This window comes from Neosynechococcus sphagnicola sy1 (assembly GCF_000775285.1).
Taxonomy (GTDB): Bacteria; Cyanobacteriota; Cyanobacteriia; order Neosynechococcales; family Neosynechococcaceae; genus Neosynechococcus; species Neosynechococcus sphagnicola.
Genome location: NZ_JJML01000045.1, coordinates 1 through 16250 on the forward strand (window position 1 = coordinate 1; position 16250 = coordinate 16250).

Sequence of the window (16250 nt, forward strand, 5' to 3'; positions counted from 1 at the left end):
GGAAGAATATTGGGAATTGCGATCATCAGTACAGGTTATTTTTGATGCTCGACCCGACCCTTTTAAAACATCCTCTAAGCTCCAATGTCCGAGTAAAAAGCTCCAATGTTCGAGTAAAAAGCTCCAATGCCCAAGTGAAAAGCTGAATTGCCGCTTCCGCCGACCTTCTAGCCCCAGTGGTAAGATTTTGAGGGCGAGGCTGAGGCACAGAGAACAATGGCAAGTCCGATTAAATTCGGTACAGACGGTTGGCGGGGGTTAATTGCAGAAGACTTTACCTGCGATCGCTTGGCTGAAGTAGCTCCGGTTGCCGCTCAGGTGCTGTCTCAACTTGACACCACAGGAACTCGCAAGATAATTGTCGGCTACGATCGCCGCTTTATGGCCGAGGAATTTGCCCGTGTGACCGCCGAGTCAGTCTGCAACTTTGGGTTCGACGTAGACTTGGCCGATACCTACGCCCCCACCCCAGCCTTTAGCTGGATCGCCCACGATCAAAAAGCCCTAGGTGCTTTGGTGATCACCGCTAGTCATAATCCCGGTGGGTACTCGGGCTTAAAGGTGAAAGGCGGGTTCGGTGGCTCGGTGTCCCCAGAGGTGACCCAAAAAATTGAAGCCCTGTTAGCCACCCCCGCGTCATTCCCTGCCACCGAACCAGGAAGGCTCCAGTCGATCAACCCTTGGCAAACGGGTTACTGTGAAGCCCTCACCGCCCACGTAGATCTGGAGATCATCCGCGCCGCCATTGCCGCTGGCCGCCTCACGGTCTTTGTCGATGTCATGCACGGTGCCACCGCAGGGGGAATGGAAACACTGCTGGGAGTCCCGATTCATGAACTCAACAGCCACCGTGACCCCCTGTTTGGGGGCGGTGCCCCGGAACCCCTGCCGAAATATCTGTCCTATCTCTGTCGCCAGATTCGTACCCATCAACACCACCATCCTCAGGGGTTAGCGGTGGGGCTGGTCTTTGATGGGGATGGCGATCGCATTGCGGCGGTGGATAGTCAGGGCAACTTTCTCAGCTCCCAAATCCTGATTCCAATTCTGATCGAGCATCTGGTTACCCGTCGGGGCATGGGGGGTGAAATCATTAAAACCGTCAGTGGTTCCGATCTGATTCCCCGGATTGCTGAACTCTACCAATTGCCCTTATTTGAAACCCCCATTGGCTATAAGTACATTGCCGATCGCATGTTAACCAGCCCGGTTTTACTCGGCGGCGAAGAATCCGGCGGCATTGGCTATGGTCATCACATTCCCGAGCGGGATGCCCTGCTTTCGGCCCTGTATCTCCTCGAGGCGATCGCCCAATCGGGTGAAGATTTAGGGCAACTCTACCAGAACCTCCAAGCCCAAACCCATTTCAGCAGCGCCTACGACCGAATTGATCTCCCCCTAGCCAATATGACGGTGCGATCGCAGTTGCTGCAAAAACTCCAGACCCAACCCTTGACCACCCTGGCCGGACAAGCCGTTACCGACTGCTTAACCATCGATGGCTTCAAGTTCCGTCTCCTGGATGGCAGTTGGCTGATGATTCGCTTCAGCGGCACCGAACCCGTGCTGCGACTCTATTGTGAAGCCGCCACGCTGGAACAGGTGCATCAATTGCTGAACTGGGCAAAGGATTGGGCCACTTGTGGTTGAGGGGTTGCCAGGATCTTGCCCTGAGAGACCGCGCTACTCAGCCAGCAATTGCACCACCGCGGTATCGAGGTCGTAGTACCCCCCCACCACCCGTAACTGTTTCTCGGCCACCAGTCGAGCAATCACAGGGGACTGCAATAACCGTTGAGTTTGCATCACCACATTGGCTTTGACGGCATTTTCCAGGGCATCTCCTGGATCATTGGCGGTGGCATTCAATGCGGGTTGAATTGCTTCAATCAATTTAGAGATCACCCCTGGTAGCTCTCCTCCTTTAAATGCAGTCTTCACGGCACCGCAGCGCTCATGGCCTAACACCATTAATATCTTGGCCTTCAAAATTTGGGTGGCATACTCCTCACTGCCCACGGCTTCCAAGGAAGCAATATTGCCAGCAACGCGGACGACAAAGATATCCCCCAGCCCTTGATCAAAGATGACTTCCGGGGGCACCCGCGAATCTGAACAACCGAGCAGCGCTGCAAAGGGTTCCTGATGCTCGGCAATGGCTTGTATCCGATCAAAATTTTGATGGGGGTTCTCCCGCTTGCGGGTGACAAACCGTTGGTTGCCATCCATCAGGAGCTGTAATGCCTGATCGGGGGTAAGGTCGCTGGAAGATATTTCTGGGTTAACTGTCATGCACTGAAAATCATTCAAAAGAACGGGCAAATGTTAGCAAGACCATCGCCACCCCGCCAGAGACGAGACCCGTGTCCCGACGGAGGAGATCGCTGGCGAATGCCTGCAAAGACATCGAATCTAGCTTAGTGGATTCCCTGGATTCAGACTACCCCGCAGCCTCAAGGTTTTACTGACCGGCAAGATCAGCGAATCCAGCCACCTGAGCATCAGAATGCTCTCCCCAGAAAACCCGATAAAGTAAAAGAATGTAAACATTGCCTTCAGCAGGACTAGAGCAACCATGCGCGTAAGTTTTAATGACCGGCAAAGGGGGCGTTGGTAAAACCTCCGTTGCCGCAGCGACAGGGCTGCGTTGTGCAGAACTGGGCTATCGGACTCTAGTTCTCAGCACCGATCCGGCTCATTCCCTCGCCGATAGCTTTGATCAAGAACTCGGCCATGACCCCCGGCAGGTGCGTCCCAACCTCTGGGGGGCGGAACTGGATGCCCTGATGGAATTAGAGAGTAACTGGGGAGCAGTGAAGCGCTACATTACCCAGGTACTGCAAGCGCGGGGCTTAGAAGGCATAGAGGCGGAAGAATTAGCCATCTTGCCAGGGATGGATGAAATTTTCAGTTTGGTGCGGATGAAGCGTCACTATGATGCCCAGGACTTTGATGTCTTAATCATTGACTCTGCCCCGACGGGCACAGCCCTGCGGTTGTTGAGCTTGCCGGAGGTGGCGGGCTGGTATATGCGCCGCTTTTATAAGCCCCTGCAAAAAATGTCCGCCATCCTCAGACCCCTGTTTGAACCGATCTTTAAGCCTGTCATGGGGTTTTCCCTGCCCGACAATGAGGTTATGGATGCTCCCTACGAGTTCTACGAGCAAATTGAAGCCCTGGAAAAGGTGCTGACGGACAACACCCAAACCTCGGTACGATTGGTGACCAACCCCGAAAAGATGGTAATCAAGGAATCTCTGCGTGCCCATGCCTACCTGAGTCTCTACAATGTGGCCACGGATATGGTGATTGCCAATCGGATCATCCCCGATCAAGTGAGCGATCCCTTCTTCCAACGCTGGAAAGCATCTCAGCAGCAGTATCGCCAGGAAATTCACGATAACTTTTCCCCCCTGCCGATTAAGGAGGTGCCCCTCTTTGCAGAAGAACTCTGCGGGTTGCCCGCCCTAGAACGGCTCAAAGAAATCCTCTATGCTGGGGAAGATCCCGCCCAGGTTTACTACAAAGAAACCACCTTGCGGGTGGTACAGGCGGATAACCACTACAGCTTAGAGGTTTATCTCCCTGGCATTCCCAAGAGTCAAGTGGAACTCAGCAAGTCGGGGGATGAACTCAATATCCGCATTGGTAACCACCGCCGTAACCTGGTGCTGCCCCAATCCCTGGCGGCACTACAACCTGCTGGAGCCAAGATGGAAGACGACTATCTCAAGATCCGTTTTGCCTGAGGGGAGCCGTAGCAGCTGTCCTATGGGGGCATCCCATCAACTGACCGGGCGATCACCCCACCCAAGGAGCGTTCCTCCAGTTCCACTGCACCGCTGGATCATGCTGGGGTTGCTCTTGGTCTGTTGGCTGGGTTGCTGGGTGCCGGCTCCGGTTTGGGCCGCCACTGTGCCATCCGATCGCCCGGAACTTACCCTGGAATTGCTCCAGGAGCGGCTGAAATCGCCGATGCAGAGCGAGGGGGGCCGGGTTCTGGATCTGCGGCATTTGATCATCGATCTACGCCCCGAGAATGGGGATCTGCGTGATCAGTTCTATGAGCGGCTCCAGACGCAACTCCAGCGGTCTGGAACCCCCCTGGGTCTAGATCTGAGTTATTCCCAGATCAAAGGGGAGTTGGTGCTCAGCAAGTTAGGGTTACGCACCCCCCTCTATGGCAAGGCGCTCTCACCGATTTTTTCGGAGGCTGAACAGATCCAACTCCAGCGCGATCGCCGCCGCCTGTCGCAATTGCGGCAACTTTCCCAATCGCTGCTGACCACCCCCGGTGGCAATGGCCAATTGACACCCCCTTCCCAAATTACGGTGTTTCGAGGGCCGCTGAAGCTGGTGCAAACTCGCTTTGAGGGGGCTGTGAATGCCAGCAATACCTTCTTTCTCAATCGCGTCGAGGCTCCAGGGGCAGACTTTACCCAGGAGGTTGATTGCTCAGAAACTCGCTTCAGTCAGCCGGTTAACTTTACCAGTGCAGTGTTCCGCCGGGATCTCCGCTTTCGTAACAGCATCTTTTTTGCCAAAGCCGGATTCAGCCAGGATCAATTCCAGGGAGTCGCCAACTTCCAGGGCAGTGAGTTTCAGGCAGCGGTGCGATTTAACCAGGGGCGATTTCAACAACTGGCAAACTTCAGTCGTACCCAGTGGCAGGGAACAGCGGATTTTTCCCAGACCCAGTGGCAAAATACGGCGATGTTTACCAAAGCCCGATTTCTGCAACCGTTGTTTTTGACGGAGGCTGTCTTTGAACAGACGTTACTGTTACGAGAGGCTCAGTTCAATCATCCGGTGAATCTGCGCGGCGCTCAGATTCTCAACCGGGCAGATTTTAGCTACGGTAGCTTCGGTAAAGCGGCTTACTTGAATATTTCCGGGCTAGAATTTGATGCCGATCAGGCCAAAATTCTGGGAGATCCGGGGCAGATTGGCCGGGTCTTGTCGGCTCCCCTGCTGTCTGGCAATGAAACCCTGTTTCGGAATTTAATTCAGAATTTCCGCCAGTTACAACAAATTGCAGATGCCAACCAGGTAGAGTATTCGATGCAGCAACTACGACTGCGGGAACTGTCCCAACGGTTTTTAGGAACTAATCTCAATACAGCGACCTTAAACCAGTTAGGGCGCTTGGGGTTCTCCACGGTTCAGGCAACTCAGATTATCCAGACCCGTAGCCGCCACTCCTTTCGTAGTCTCACGGAGCTGTTAAGTCTCGAGACGGTCGATTTTGCAACCTTGATTCGGGTGCGGACGCGGGCGATCGCGGAAGAACCCTTGCCCCCGATCTGGAATCTCAGCCGTCGGATTGGCTGGGGCTGGCAATGGCTGGGGCTGAGCTTGCTACTTTTGCTCAGCCGCTATGGCTCCAGTTTTGGGCTGGTGTTTGGGGTGGGCATGTTGGCGATCGCTTACTTTGGGTTACTGTTTTGGGTGCTAGATCGCTGGCGACGGTTCCGGCACCCCCCCGTGATTCCCACGGTCTTCGAATCCGCTTGGGTACTGATCAGTGGGGGACTGTTGACCCTGACTGCCGTGAGTGCGATCGCCCGTACCGCCACGCAACCGGGGTGGACGCTTTTCTGCCTGGGGGTGATGACGCTGCCACTGCCGCTGTTGATGGTGGTGCGCATCTATCAGCAAGGACGGTATCACGATCAGATGGCGGTGAGCTATTTCGTCGAAGAAGGCACCTTGCGCCAGTTACGTCTGTTGATCGGACGGTTGCCAACTATCCCCCGCTATCCCCTGTTTCGCGAACGGTACCTGCCCCTGCTCTGGAATCGTCGCTGGAACTGGCTCAACTATTACGACTTCAGCCTCAATAACTTTGTGAAGCTGGGCTTTAACGACATTCGCCTCCGGGATGAACATCTACCGGGGTTAATTTCTGCCCTCGTCTGGTATCAGTGGAGCCTAGGGCTGCTGTATATTGCCCTGCTGTTGTGGACCCTCTCCCGCACGATTCCGGGGCTGAATCTATTGATCTACTTGAAATAATGTCTGGGGACTGATTACGGTGCCGATTCCGGGGCATAGATAATTTCATCTTCCTGCCGCCAAGCTGGATCAACCAGGCAAAGAAACACCAGGGGTTCCCGGCTCTGGTTGTGAATAAATTGATGGGCATGGGGGGGAATATATATCGCATCCCCTGGTTCTACCGCCTGCACCTCTTCATCAATGTGCATCACCCCTGTGCCACTGAGAATGTAGTAAACCTCTGAGGTTTTCAAGGCATGGGGGGTGCAAGCCATGCCAGGGGGAACCGTGGCGTGGGCTAAACTGTAGCGCTGGGCGATCGCTTGCTTATCAGGGTGCAGCAGTTCTCGTAGTAGGGAACCATCGCCCGCCGTGAACTCTGGACAATTGGCGAGTTTCTGAATCAACATCCTGGTGGTATCTCGACTAATAATAAAGCTGGGTCGTGGTTGGGGAGGGGTGCCGATAATCTGGGCAATGAATCGCGGATTCTGAGAGCGCTACTTTGGGATGTACCGTACATTTTAGGTGATAGTCTCCGGTAAAAAACTGGCAGCGGGCACAGGGAATCTGGTGCATCCGTTGGGCGTTGCGGAGGCCATCTCGCAGGGCTGTTCCCAGGCTCCATGCGACTAAACTGGTTAGTCCCCAAGCGCCAATAAAGCACAAAGGCACCAAAATTGGCTTGATCCATAGCATCCAGACAGAGAAGAATGGCAACACAGATTTACTAATCCTGCAGATGATGAGTTATTTTAATCTGCTGGATGAGGTATTGTTAACCCCCGAGAGGGGTCGCTGGATCTTGGCTCCAACTCATCAGCCAGAACTGCCTCCTATCCCCTGTCAGCCTAGAGCTACCCTCCACCTATACCGTTGAAATCCTAAAAAGGTCTAAAATCCGACCGGGGAACCGGGGTTTTGTGGCATGATTTTTTAAAAGCGCTGTTTTTGTTCTTTAGACTACAGGAAAGCAGTTATGTCTCTCCGTCTAGGTGATACCGTTCCCAATTTCACCCAAGCATCTTCCACAGGTGATATCGATTTTTATGAGTGGGCGGGTGATAGCTGGGTGATTCTGTTCTCACACCCCGCTGACTATACCCCCGTCTGCACCACTGAACTCGGTGCCGTTGCTAAGCTGAAGTCCGAGTTTGACCAGCGCAACGTCAAGCCAATTGCCCTCAGCGTGGATGGCGTTGAATCTCACCAAGGCTGGATTGGAGATATCAACGAAACCCAGAATACAACCGTCAACTACCCGATTCTGGCAGATGCCGATCGGAAAGTGTCTGATCTCTACGACATGGTGCATCCGAATGCCAATAACACCTTGACGGTGCGGTCTGTGTTTGTTATTGACCCCCAGAAGAAACTGCGCTTGACCATTACCTATCCAGCAAGCACTGGGCGTAACTTCGCAGAAATCTTACGGGTGATTGATTCCTTGCAACTCACCGATCACTACAGTGTTGCGACCCCAGTTAACTGGCAGGACGGTGGCGATTGTGTGATCGTTCCTTCCCTCAAAGACCCAGAGGTGCTCAAGGAAAAATTCCCCAAAGGGTATACCGAAGTCAAGCCTTATCTGCGGATGACGCCCCAGCCTAACAAGTAAGGGTCGTTTGAGGCCAAGTTAGATCGAAGTCAGAGTGAAAGCCTGTCAAGACCTGTGAAGGATTGACAGGCTTTCACTGAAAATGGCGAACCAACCATGGCAACGGCAGGGTCAAGCCCTGGCCACAAACTGACGGAAGGAGGGATGATAGAAGCGCACTGCTGCCGATTGATCACCATGCCATCCCCCTCTTTGAAATATGCATATTTCCCTGGCTGTGTGGCTCAGGGCGCCTGTCGGGAACTGTACCAGTCTACCCAAGCACTCACCCAGGCATTGGGCATTGAACTGGTGGAGCTGAAGCAGGCAGCTTGCTGTGGCTCTGGTACCTTTAAGGAAGATTCCCAACTGCTGGAAGATACGGTGAATGCCCGGAATATTGCCCTAGCGGAGGAACTCCAGCTGCCCCTGTTAACCCATTGCAGCACCTGTCAGGGGGTGATTGGCCATGTAGATGAACGGCTGAAGCAAGCCCAACAGCAACAGCCTGCCTATCTGGAACAGGTGAATGGCTTGCTACAGCAACAGGGTTGTCTGCCCTATCGCGGCAGCACCACGGTGAAGCATTTACTCTGGGCGCTGGTGGCTGACTATGGCCTCGCCGAGATTCAGGCTCAGGTGACTCAAAAACTCTCCGGGTTGCAGTGTGCGGCCTTCTATGGCTGTTACCTCCTGCGGGGGCAAACGTCCCTTGCCTTCGACGATCCCTACCAACCCGAGTCCATGGAAAATCTATTCCGTGCGGTCGGTGCGACACCGATCTACTATCGAGGCCGCACCCAGTGCTGTGGTTGGCCCTTGTCGAGTTATGCCACGACCCAATCCTTTCAGATGGCGGGGATGCATATTCAGGAGGCGATCGCCGCTGGTGCGGATTGCATAGTCACCCCGTGTCCGCTCTGTCACTTAAATTTAGATTCGCGCCAGCCGGAGGTGGCACGGGTGATCGGTCACCCCCTAGGTCTGCCGATTCTCCACCTGCCCCAGTTAGTTGCCCTGGCATTGGGCATTACCCCCCAAGCCTTAGGACTGGATCGTCATATTGTCTCCACCCACCCGGTGCTGGCAAAACTGGGGTGGGCCTAAGCCAGTTTTGGGGTCAAGTCCGCTCCATCTATTAAATTGTTTGAAGTTTTGCAGCTGTTCTCAAAAGCCATCTTAGGCGCTGGGGTAAACTAAGCGTTGATTCTGAAGTCTTCATCTTGCAGAACCCCTGAAGGCGTTAAACACTCATTTGGAGCCTTTATAAGATGTCTCATTCAGTCAAAATCTATGACACCTGCATCGGCTGCACCCAGTGCGTCCGGGCTTGTCCCCTAGATGTACTGGAGATGGTGCCCTGGGATGGCTGTAAAGCCCAGCAGATTGCATCTTCTCCCCGGACAGAAGACTGTGTAGGTTGCAAGCGGTGTGAAACTGCCTGCCCTACCGACTTTCTGAGTATCCGAGTTTACCTAGGAGCCGAGACCACTCGCAGTATGGGCCTAGCCTACTAAGCAGTGTCAATTGGATTACTCACGTTGTTTCTAAGATAGATGGGGGGGCTTTTGGCTCCCTCAGTTTTTTTGCATCCAGCTTCTGAAGTTGGAGGTTGAAACTCAAATTCCCCGGATTGAATGGGAGAAGATTCAAATATCCCCAGAGGGCTGGGCAACCCCGCTCGCAGGTTTGGTGATCACCAATACTCCCATTGTTCCTCCGGCGATCGGGTAGTGAACGGCGGGGGTAAACCCTGCTTGTTTTGCCAGGTGAAGTTGCTCCGTCCCAGTGGGGAATTTTTCTAAACTGGGAGCAATGTAAGCATATTCCTCCGACAGATGCCAGTGTTCCGCCATCGGCACCACCACCATTGCTAAATACCATTGCTGAAAGGCTGAAACCATTGGGTTACTGGGGCGGTGCAGATCCAGAATCGCTGCCCTTGCTCCTGGCTTCAGTACCCGGTACAATTCCCGGAGACTCCGGGGAATATCGGTGACGTTGCGCAGACCATAGCCCATGGTGGCGGCATCGAAGGTATGGTCGGCAAAGGGCAAGGCTAGGGCATCTGCTTCTGTCCAGGTAATCGGCGATCGCCCCGGCAAGACCAGGTAACGCTGACGGGCGATCGCCAGTTGGGCAGAGGAAAAATCAGCACCAATCACCTGCCCCTGATCTCCCACTGCCTGGGCTAACAGTTGAGCCAGATCGCCGCTGCCACAGCATAGATCTAAGACCACGGCTCCTGGATGGGGCCTAGCCCAATTCACCGCCATTTGCTTCCAAATCTTATGCTGTCCTAGACTGAGCCACTGATTGAGGTCGTCATAGACTGGGGCGATGCGGTTAAAGAGGGTTTGAATTGAAGCAGCAGTGGGGTCAATAGTCAGCATCAGCCGTTCTCAGTCAGCAAACAGCCTCCTGAGAATATCACTCCGTTGGCATCACCCAAGTAACAACGTCCACATCGCTCAAAGAAACCCTATGATCCATCTGCGTCAGCGAACTGAGACAACTCCCCGCCATGAAGTAAACGCTTAAGGTTGCTGCTGCTGCCGAAGCTACCAGAAAGCCAGCTAACATTAACGAGAACTCTTTTCGGGCGATCGCCTCCTGCATCAGGTGCAGCGCCCAGGCAACCAAACCTACGACGACAACTAAAATAGCGATCATTTAACTTAATTTTTTTTAACACTTTTCCTGATTGTAACAGACTGTAATATCTTTCTCACCCTAGAGCACACTGCCCCAGCAATTCTCAGTATGACTAATAGCTGTTCAGTCCCCGAAAAAGCCAGTATTGTAAGGACATCTGGATCACGCAAGAGAGTCAGAACGGTTGAAACAGCGAAGGTTGTTTGATGGGATCGTGGATTCTTTTGTACTGATTTGCCAACCCGCAAAACCTTTTTTGATGACTTGAGAGCGTTAACCCGCTACCTGTACTTCGACAGCTGGGATCATCTACTCACCTTTATGCTTGAGGGTCTAGAGTTGGAGATCCCTCCCAATACCAGTTGAATTTCCATACTGAGAATTGCTGTGCGATAGACCTAACTCGATCGCAATCCGTGAAAATTTGTTACAATATCAAATGCTTGCTGGTGTAGCTCAGTTGGTAGAGCAGCTGATTTGTAATCAGCCGGTCGCAAGTTCGAGTCTTGTCACCAGCTTTTAAGAAGAATAAGCGTTTCACAGTCCAGAAAAGGCTTCTGGGCTGTTTTTTGTGTGGGTTTTAACAACTGCGTTGGGTGTTGTTGGACATCATTGGGCTTAGTGGTGCAGAGAAGTCTTGAAAGGCTTACTAGGGCAGGAATCTCAACTGAGACAGGAAGGGTTTAAAGTGGGCGTTCCATGAGACGCATAAGTTCCCCAACTCAAAGCAAAACTCATGGCAAGCCCCTCTTGTATCGTCAACGGCAAGACCAACTGGGTCAATGGGTGAAACCGAAAGACCAACGGCACCTCCAAGGCTTTGCTGAAATGCTTTCGGCGATTCTGCAATCGGGCAGTGTGTGCCTAGGGAAGGGCTTCCCTACCTGAGTCATCGCGACTGCCAAGCCCGGGGGCACAGTCCTAACGGTTTGCATTGCATTGCATAGAAAACACAAAGAGATTGAAATTTAAAAGTGAAATCCCTGACCCACGCAAGTTAGATCGGGATGTTCGCCAAATAGATCCTGCTAAAGAACCCAGTTTAGGTGTCAATACACCCCAGGATGATAATAAGCTAATCGGCATTCATTTTTCAAAACAATCACTTTACTGAAAGGATTTAACGCCTAGTTAAATGTGGTTTGGATGCTGAACAGCTTACCCTAAATTTTGGATTAACCCAATGAACGCATCTACCTGCTCAAAGTTGAGCTGATTGAGATTAGTATTTCTAAATTATCACGGTATCAAAGTTTTGATACCGTGATACCCTCTTCTTCATACTCCTATGGTTCTCAAGTGTACGTCCTGCAACGAAATATCGCTAAACTAATGCTAAACCTAACTTAGAATGTATTCCATTAAAGTTTTTATCAACTTGTAATCCGACGGATTCAAAAAAATGCAAGAAACTATTATAGTACCTACTATAATGAATAGTAAATTTATCAAATTTAGAAATATCGTAGTAGCTAAAAATATCCAATGGACGACTACAATCAATTTCTGACTGACGTATAAAAGGCAAAGACATTTGAATTGCTAATTCTTCAGTGCGTGTATCATGAGTGATAAGAACTGCAGGCGTTCCAGAAAGTAGTGAGGCAATCGTTCCATGTACTCTGGAACCTATGCAAAACTTTTTAAGCATCAAATAACGAATCCATTCGATAAAGCTAGTATGAACTATGCCATGACAGCGCAGGTAGTTTTTGACCGTAGATATATCGGCTCCATAAGTTACTGTTAGAATCTCCTCAAATAGCGCTGCTTTCGATTGATCAATAAGGGAATCGTAAACGCAGAACATATCTACAAGTTCTGATTGCAAAATGATATCAGTGTTGAGTCTAAATGCTTCCTTGTATAGATAATTTTGAAAATCTTTAGCTCTAGAATAAAGGTGACGAGTACCATGCATAACAATATCTGATATTCTCAACTCAGTTGTTAGGCGAAGACTAGGCACCCTCTGACCTGAAAGCAATAGAGAAGGGCAACCAGTTGGCACAACATTCTTAATGCCATAACCATTCAACACTTCACAGCTAAATTCACCACGTACAGAAATAGCCCTTGAACTTTCTGATGCCAACTTAAGCAAACGAGTGGTACCAGGTTTTAAAGGAGCTAACATATTACCATCATAAATCTGTGCGCCAATACCGCAAATAATTACAGGTAAACCTGTTGCCTCAATACGTGCAGTTAAAGTACTAAAGTCAGAGTAAGGATTCACCCAATTAGCAGCAGCAATAACAATGACATCACAATCTTCAATATCCTTAGGCGAAAAATGAAATTCGCATCTCTTAGCATCCTGTAAAACAGTAAATAGAGACTCAGAGAAAATCATGTTGCCAGTATTATTACCGAAATCTTGTAACATTCGTTCAGTAAATGCTTTGGATGCTATATTTTTCGAGCTTGAATCTATACCAAGAACCGCTGGACGTTTATACATAATCATTATTCCTTAACGGGTAAATTCCCCGTTGCTTGCGGGGTTTACAAAAAGCGGGAGTGCGATCCGAGGGAGAAATTCCGTAATGCCCCATCTGCTTGCAGGGGGGTAGAAATTTTAACATCCTTCCTGTAAGTTTTACTATCATTCACCTCTGTTTAGTAGGCTAACGAATTCATTGTATTGCTCACCATAAACCCTTTTAACAGCTCTTCGCTCTAACAAACTGTTATAGACAGAGTCATATTGAGACGTGACTTTATCTATTTGGAAATCATTTTGAATTTGCTTGGCCGCATTAACATAAGCAATGTGGTTTTCACGATCTAGCATCTTATACATCGCAGAGACTAAATTACCCACAAACTTAGTGTCATTGGGTTCAGGAGCAACTAATACTCCAGCGACAAGACTATTGTCGCTCCTAAAGGTTACGATATTTTTTACCTCTCCAACGTCGGTAGCAATGACGGGTGTACTCGTTTGAATACATTCAATTAGAGTTAGAGGAAATGACTCACCCTGAAACCTTGACGCGAGTATACCGCAATCACAAAGTCGATAAAAACCATGAATTTCTTTTGGTATCCCAAAAATTTAACATTATTGAACTTGTCATATATTTCACTTAAACGTGTCTTTTCTTCCCCATCACCGCACAATAATATAAATAACTCTTTATCGGATACGTCATTTATAATTAAAGCAGCCTTTATAGCTTCTTCCCAACCCTTCGATCTAATAGCTCTTGATGCAATTCCAAAAACAAAAGCATCATCTGAAATACCTAAATCGCTTCTCATAAGTGGGAATGCACCTTCTCTAACGGGTACGGCATTAGGTAGTTTTGTGAATAACAAAGGTGACAAAGGCAACTGATCAAATGCAGCCAGATTCTTTTCGGAAATATAAACCCAGTGATCAACTAATTTTAAAAATTTTAGAAGATATTGTGCATCTATTTGCTCACATTCATAGGCTCCATGATGGGTTACTATGTAAGGAATATTGATTGATTTAGAAGCAGAAAAAAAGTATTCCCAGCCCGGATTGTGAGAATGAATTAAATTTATATTAGCTTCTCTAATAAAGCTCTCAATGCCAATTTCATCAATCAGATCTTTGCAATAAACAGGGATACGTCTATTGAGCATATTGCGAATATCTTCATTCTCTTGTTGGGAATCTAAAATCGCAAAAGATACTAAATATCCCATTGATAAAAGTTGATTGGCTAAATGTATTGGGAATATCTCCCCACCACCTAGATGAAAACCTAATGACGCGATGAGAATATGCTTTGTAATTTTTTTCTCTTTCAGAAGTGATGATATATCGAACAGGTCAATCAAACCTTCGGATGTACTTTTTTTGAATGAATGCTTGTAATGATCAGCAAGTAAAGCGTAAAATCGAAATAATGAATTTTCGCTTATACCATGATAATTTCGGAGAAACTTCGCCACCCTAAAATGCTCACGAAAATATTTTTCACTAGCGAAACTAGTAACTGATGTGTTCGCAGAATGTTGTCTGAAATAGCTTTTGGCAGTTGGTTCATAAGCAATTCTTCCACCACCAGCTAAAACCGCATATAAAAACCAATCTGCACAAACTTTGTACTCCGCCGCTGCACTCCATATCTCAGGGGGTAATATTTGGTTGCGAAACACACAGCCCCCGACATTTGCTATTACATTTCTTATGCCAAAAGCCCCATTAAACCAATGATTGCTTGTGGCGATGTTCACATCCTTCCAAATTCCTGGGAATGCGCTTTCGCGGTAATCGTCCAATCCAGAAAACTCCACAGAGTCCTCATCCATGAACTGAATTCTACCAAAAGCTACCATAATACTTGGATCTGCAAAGAACTTAACAAGCTTTTCCAGAAAGTCAGGGTCACAACTATCGTCACTTTCACAAATCCACACCAACTCACATGTTGCAAGAGAAAGCCCTTTTTCCCATTGTTTAAAGACACTTCCTGAATTAATCTTATTAAATAAATACTGAATTTTTGATGGATAAAGACTGTGGTATTTTTCTATGACATCCCTACTATTATCTTTGGAGCAATCATCTAATATGATTATCTCATAATTTTTATAAGTCTGATTTAAGATCGAATCCAGCCTTTCAGGCAAGTATCTTGCATGATTATAATTAGGAATCAGGATCGAGACTTTTGGTATGTATTTTTTCTGAAAAATATAATTAGAAAAAGATTGACTTCTTCTCCCTTCACTACGACCGTAAACAATAAAATGATAGAACGGGTTCAAATTTTTATTGCTAACGTCAGGATTATATCGAAGATAGTTTTGAGTTGAAAAAACAGGAGATGGATCCCGCAACTCTTTCCATCCAGCCGTGATGTAATGCATCACTGGATCTATGCCACCTGCAGCAATATCTGGGTATTGAGAATAATAGAAATTAGAGTCGAACTCGCCGGAAATAACTGCGTACTCATTTAGTAAAGCAATGTCGGATTTTTCCCATAATACTAAGCGTTGAAATTCAATACCTACTGACTGATAGGAGTCATAACTTAAGACATCAGTATCAGGCTCCAGCTCTTCAATTTTTTGACGATACTGGAGTGCTTCCTTCCAACGCTTTAACTTTATGAGTGCAAGACTTAAATATTGGTAGGTAGTTGAAAAATCAGGTTTGATTGAGATTGCTTGTTTTAAATAGAGTACTGATTCATCCAATTTTTGCTGAATCATGAGTACTAGACCCAATTGGTATTGCACCATAAAATCTAGTTTTGTGCTTGGTATCTGCCAAAAGTCTGGCTTTAACTCTGCAACTTTTTGATGACATAGAAGCGCTTCATTCCATCGATCTAAATGTCCTAGTGCTACCCCCAAGTTGTGGTGCGACCAGACATATTTGGAGTCTAAATTTATCGCCTGAAGATAGCTGGTAACTGCATCATTCCATCGCCCCAACTTCAGCCACAGATCACCCAGTTGGTGATGTGCTAAGGAATTTTTTGGCTCTTGTTCTAGTCCCTTCTGGTAAGTAGCGATCGCTTCTTCATTATGTCCAAATCTTTCCAGCATACTCCCTAGACTAAAATAGGCCCAATAAAATCTAGGGTCGATTTCAATCGTCTTTTGAAATGCCTGATATGCCTCATCAATTAGTCCTAAGTTCGAGAGACACAGAGCAAGATGGTAATGAGCAAATAGAAAGTTTGGCTGTAGCTCGACTACCCGACGAAAAGTCTCAATTGCCTGATCTAAATGGCCTTGCTCTGCCAATACCTGTCCTACGCCGAATTTAGCCCAATATAAATCTGGTTGTAGCTCAATTGCTTGATTAAAATACTGGATTGCCTCTTCCCATCGATTCTGTTTAAGACTTAGCTCGCCTAGTTTATAGTAAACTACTGCAGAGGACGGATCAATTCGTAGTGCCTCGATATAGGCTGTAGCCGCCTGTGGATATTTTAAATCGACTAGAAGTTGGTCACCTCTTAAAATTAACCTGGCCAATAGTTCCTGATTTTTAGAGGTTGTCATC

At 48.5% G+C, this 16250-nt stretch carries 14 protein-coding genes, 1 tRNA gene and 1 pseudogene; 8 read left to right on the forward strand and 8 right to left on the reverse strand.

Annotation, left to right across the window (positions count from 1 at the left end):
• Positions 1 to 216 precede the first annotated feature (216 nt).
• A complete protein-coding gene (locus tag DO97_RS16330; protein ID WP_036535452.1) occupies positions 217 to 1650 on the forward strand; it encodes a phosphoglucomutase/phosphomannomutase family protein in 1434 nt (477 codons plus the stop codon).
• Between the two features lie 33 nt (positions 1651 to 1683).
• Here DO97_RS16330 and DO97_RS16335 read toward each other — a convergent pair whose 3' ends face one another.
• A complete protein-coding gene (locus DO97_RS16335) occupies positions 1684 to 2292 on the reverse strand; it encodes a carbonic anhydrase (RefSeq protein WP_052128862.1) in 609 nt (202 codons plus the stop codon).
• Positions 2293 to 2591: 299 nt separating this feature from the next.
• On the opposite strand from DO97_RS16335, the gene DO97_RS16340 reads away from it, so the two are divergent.
• Together DO97_RS16340 and DO97_RS16345 are read left to right on the forward strand one after the other, a co-directional pair.
• Positions 2592 to 3749 carry a TRC40/GET3/ArsA family transport-energizing ATPase gene (locus DO97_RS16340; RefSeq protein WP_036535455.1) on the forward strand — a complete coding sequence of 386 codons (1158 nt, stop codon included), beginning with the start codon at positions 2592 to 2594 and terminating at the stop codon, positions 3747 to 3749.
• Positions 3750 to 3771: 22 nt separating this feature from the next.
• A complete protein-coding gene (locus tag DO97_RS16345) occupies positions 3772 to 6015 on the forward strand; it encodes a pentapeptide repeat-containing protein (protein WP_239651809.1) in 2244 nt (747 codons plus the stop codon).
• A gap of 14 nt (positions 6016 to 6029) precedes the next feature.
• On the opposite strand, the gene DO97_RS16350 is transcribed toward DO97_RS16345, so the two are convergent.
• Both DO97_RS16350 and DO97_RS16355 read right to left on the reverse strand, forming a co-directional pair.
• Positions 6030 to 6407: a cupin domain-containing protein gene (locus tag DO97_RS16350; protein ID WP_036535460.1), complete on the reverse strand. Its 378-nt coding sequence runs from the start codon at positions 6405 to 6407 to the stop codon at positions 6030 to 6032.
• A 16-nt stretch (positions 6408 to 6423) separates the two neighbouring features.
• Entirely contained in the window at positions 6424 to 6696 is a 273-nt protein-coding gene (locus DO97_RS16355; RefSeq protein WP_036535462.1) for a hypothetical protein, read from the reverse strand.
• A gap of 280 nt (positions 6697 to 6976) precedes the next feature.
• Here DO97_RS16355 and DO97_RS16360 point away from each other — a divergent pair, with 280 nt between their 5' ends.
• From DO97_RS16360 to psaC, 3 genes are all read left to right on the forward strand, one after another.
• Positions 6977 to 7615: a peroxiredoxin gene (locus DO97_RS16360; RefSeq protein ID WP_036535463.1), complete on the forward strand. Its 639-nt coding sequence runs from the start codon at positions 6977 to 6979 to the stop codon at positions 7613 to 7615.
• A 177-nt stretch (positions 7616 to 7792) separates the two neighbouring features.
• Positions 7793 to 8701, forward strand: coding sequence for a CoB--CoM heterodisulfide reductase iron-sulfur subunit B family protein (locus tag DO97_RS16365; RefSeq protein ID WP_036535465.1), 909 nt, complete (start codon positions 7793 to 7795; stop codon positions 8699 to 8701).
• A gap of 164 nt (positions 8702 to 8865) precedes the next feature.
• On the forward strand, positions 8866 to 9111 hold the full coding sequence (gene psaC, locus DO97_RS16370) for a photosystem I iron-sulfur center protein PsaC (protein WP_036535466.1): 246 nt from the start codon (positions 8866 to 8868) through the stop codon (positions 9109 to 9111).
• 132 nt (positions 9112 to 9243) lie between these two features.
• Here psaC and ubiE read toward each other — a convergent pair whose 3' ends face one another.
• Positions 9244 to 9987, reverse strand: a complete 744-nt coding sequence (ubiE, locus tag DO97_RS16375) for a bifunctional demethylmenaquinone methyltransferase/2-methoxy-6-polyprenyl-1,4-benzoquinol methylase UbiE (protein ID WP_193365091.1) — start codon at positions 9985 to 9987, stop codon at positions 9244 to 9246.
• Positions 9988 to 10024: 37 nt separating this feature from the next.
• Positions 10025 to 10267, reverse strand: a complete 243-nt coding sequence (locus DO97_RS16380; protein ID WP_052128863.1) for a hypothetical protein — start codon at positions 10265 to 10267, stop codon at positions 10025 to 10027.
• 427 nt (positions 10268 to 10694) lie between these two features.
• Here DO97_RS16380 and DO97_RS16385 point away from each other — a divergent pair.
• Positions 10695 to 10767: transfer RNA gene (locus DO97_RS16385), tRNA-Thr, on the forward strand.
• A gap of 181 nt (positions 10768 to 10948) precedes the next feature.
• Positions 10949 to 11160, forward strand: a pseudogene (locus DO97_RS24080) (hypothetical protein); the annotation flags it as partial.
• Positions 11161 to 11573: 413 nt separating this feature from the next.
• Here DO97_RS24080 and DO97_RS16390 read toward each other — a convergent pair.
• The 3 genes from DO97_RS16390 to DO97_RS16400 form a co-directional block, all read right to left on the reverse strand.
• The gene (locus tag DO97_RS16390) at positions 11574 to 12713 is read right to left on the reverse strand and encodes a polysaccharide pyruvyl transferase family protein (protein ID WP_162183016.1); all 1140 of its coding nucleotides are present in this window, start codon (positions 12711 to 12713) and stop codon (positions 11574 to 11576) included.
• 144 nt (positions 12714 to 12857) lie between these two features.
• Positions 12858 to 13310, reverse strand: coding sequence for a glycosyltransferase (locus tag DO97_RS30345; RefSeq protein WP_081980811.1), 453 nt, complete (start codon positions 13308 to 13310; stop codon positions 12858 to 12860).
• Positions 13217 to 16222, reverse strand: a complete 3006-nt coding sequence (locus tag DO97_RS16400) for a tetratricopeptide repeat protein (protein WP_204368692.1) — start codon at positions 16220 to 16222, stop codon at positions 13217 to 13219. Before DO97_RS16400 ends, DO97_RS30345 begins: the two co-directional genes overlap by 94 nt.
• Between the last annotated feature and the right edge of the window lie 28 nt (positions 16223 to 16250).

Excerpts from the sequence above, each read along its gene's own strand:
- DO97_RS16330 (WP_036535452.1), top strand. The coding sequence starts at position 217 with ATGGCAAGTCCGATTAAATTCGGTACAGACGGTTGGCGGGGGTTAATT.
- DO97_RS16335 (WP_052128862.1), bottom strand. The coding sequence starts at position 2,292 with ATGACAGTTAACCCAGAAATATCTTCCAGCGACCTTACCCCCGATCAG.
- DO97_RS16340 (WP_036535455.1), top strand. The coding sequence starts at position 2,592 with ATGACCGGCAAAGGGGGCGTTGGTAAAACCTCCGTTGCCGCAGCGACA.
- DO97_RS16345 (WP_239651809.1), top strand. The coding sequence starts at position 3,772 with ATGGGGGCATCCCATCAACTGACCGGGCGATCACCCCACCCAAGGAGC.
- DO97_RS16350 (WP_036535460.1), bottom strand. The coding sequence starts at position 6,407 with ATGTTGATTCAGAAACTCGCCAATTGTCCAGAGTTCACGGCGGGCGAT.
- DO97_RS16355 (WP_036535462.1), bottom strand. The coding sequence starts at position 6,696 with ATGCTATGGATCAAGCCAATTTTGGTGCCTTTGTGCTTTATTGGCGCT.
- DO97_RS16360 (WP_036535463.1), top strand. The coding sequence starts at position 6,977 with ATGTCTCTCCGTCTAGGTGATACCGTTCCCAATTTCACCCAAGCATCT.
- DO97_RS16365 (WP_036535465.1), top strand. The coding sequence starts at position 7,793 with ATGCCATCCCCCTCTTTGAAATATGCATATTTCCCTGGCTGTGTGGCT.
- psaC (WP_036535466.1), top strand. The coding sequence starts at position 8,866 with ATGTCTCATTCAGTCAAAATCTATGACACCTGCATCGGCTGCACCCAG.
- ubiE (WP_193365091.1), bottom strand. The coding sequence starts at position 9,987 with ATGCTGACTATTGACCCCACTGCTGCTTCAATTCAAACCCTCTTTAAC.
- DO97_RS16380 (WP_052128863.1), bottom strand. The coding sequence starts at position 10,267 with ATGATCGCTATTTTAGTTGTCGTCGTAGGTTTGGTTGCCTGGGCGCTG.
- DO97_RS16390 (WP_162183016.1), bottom strand. The coding sequence starts at position 12,713 with ATGTATAAACGTCCAGCGGTTCTTGGTATAGATTCAAGCTCGAAAAAT.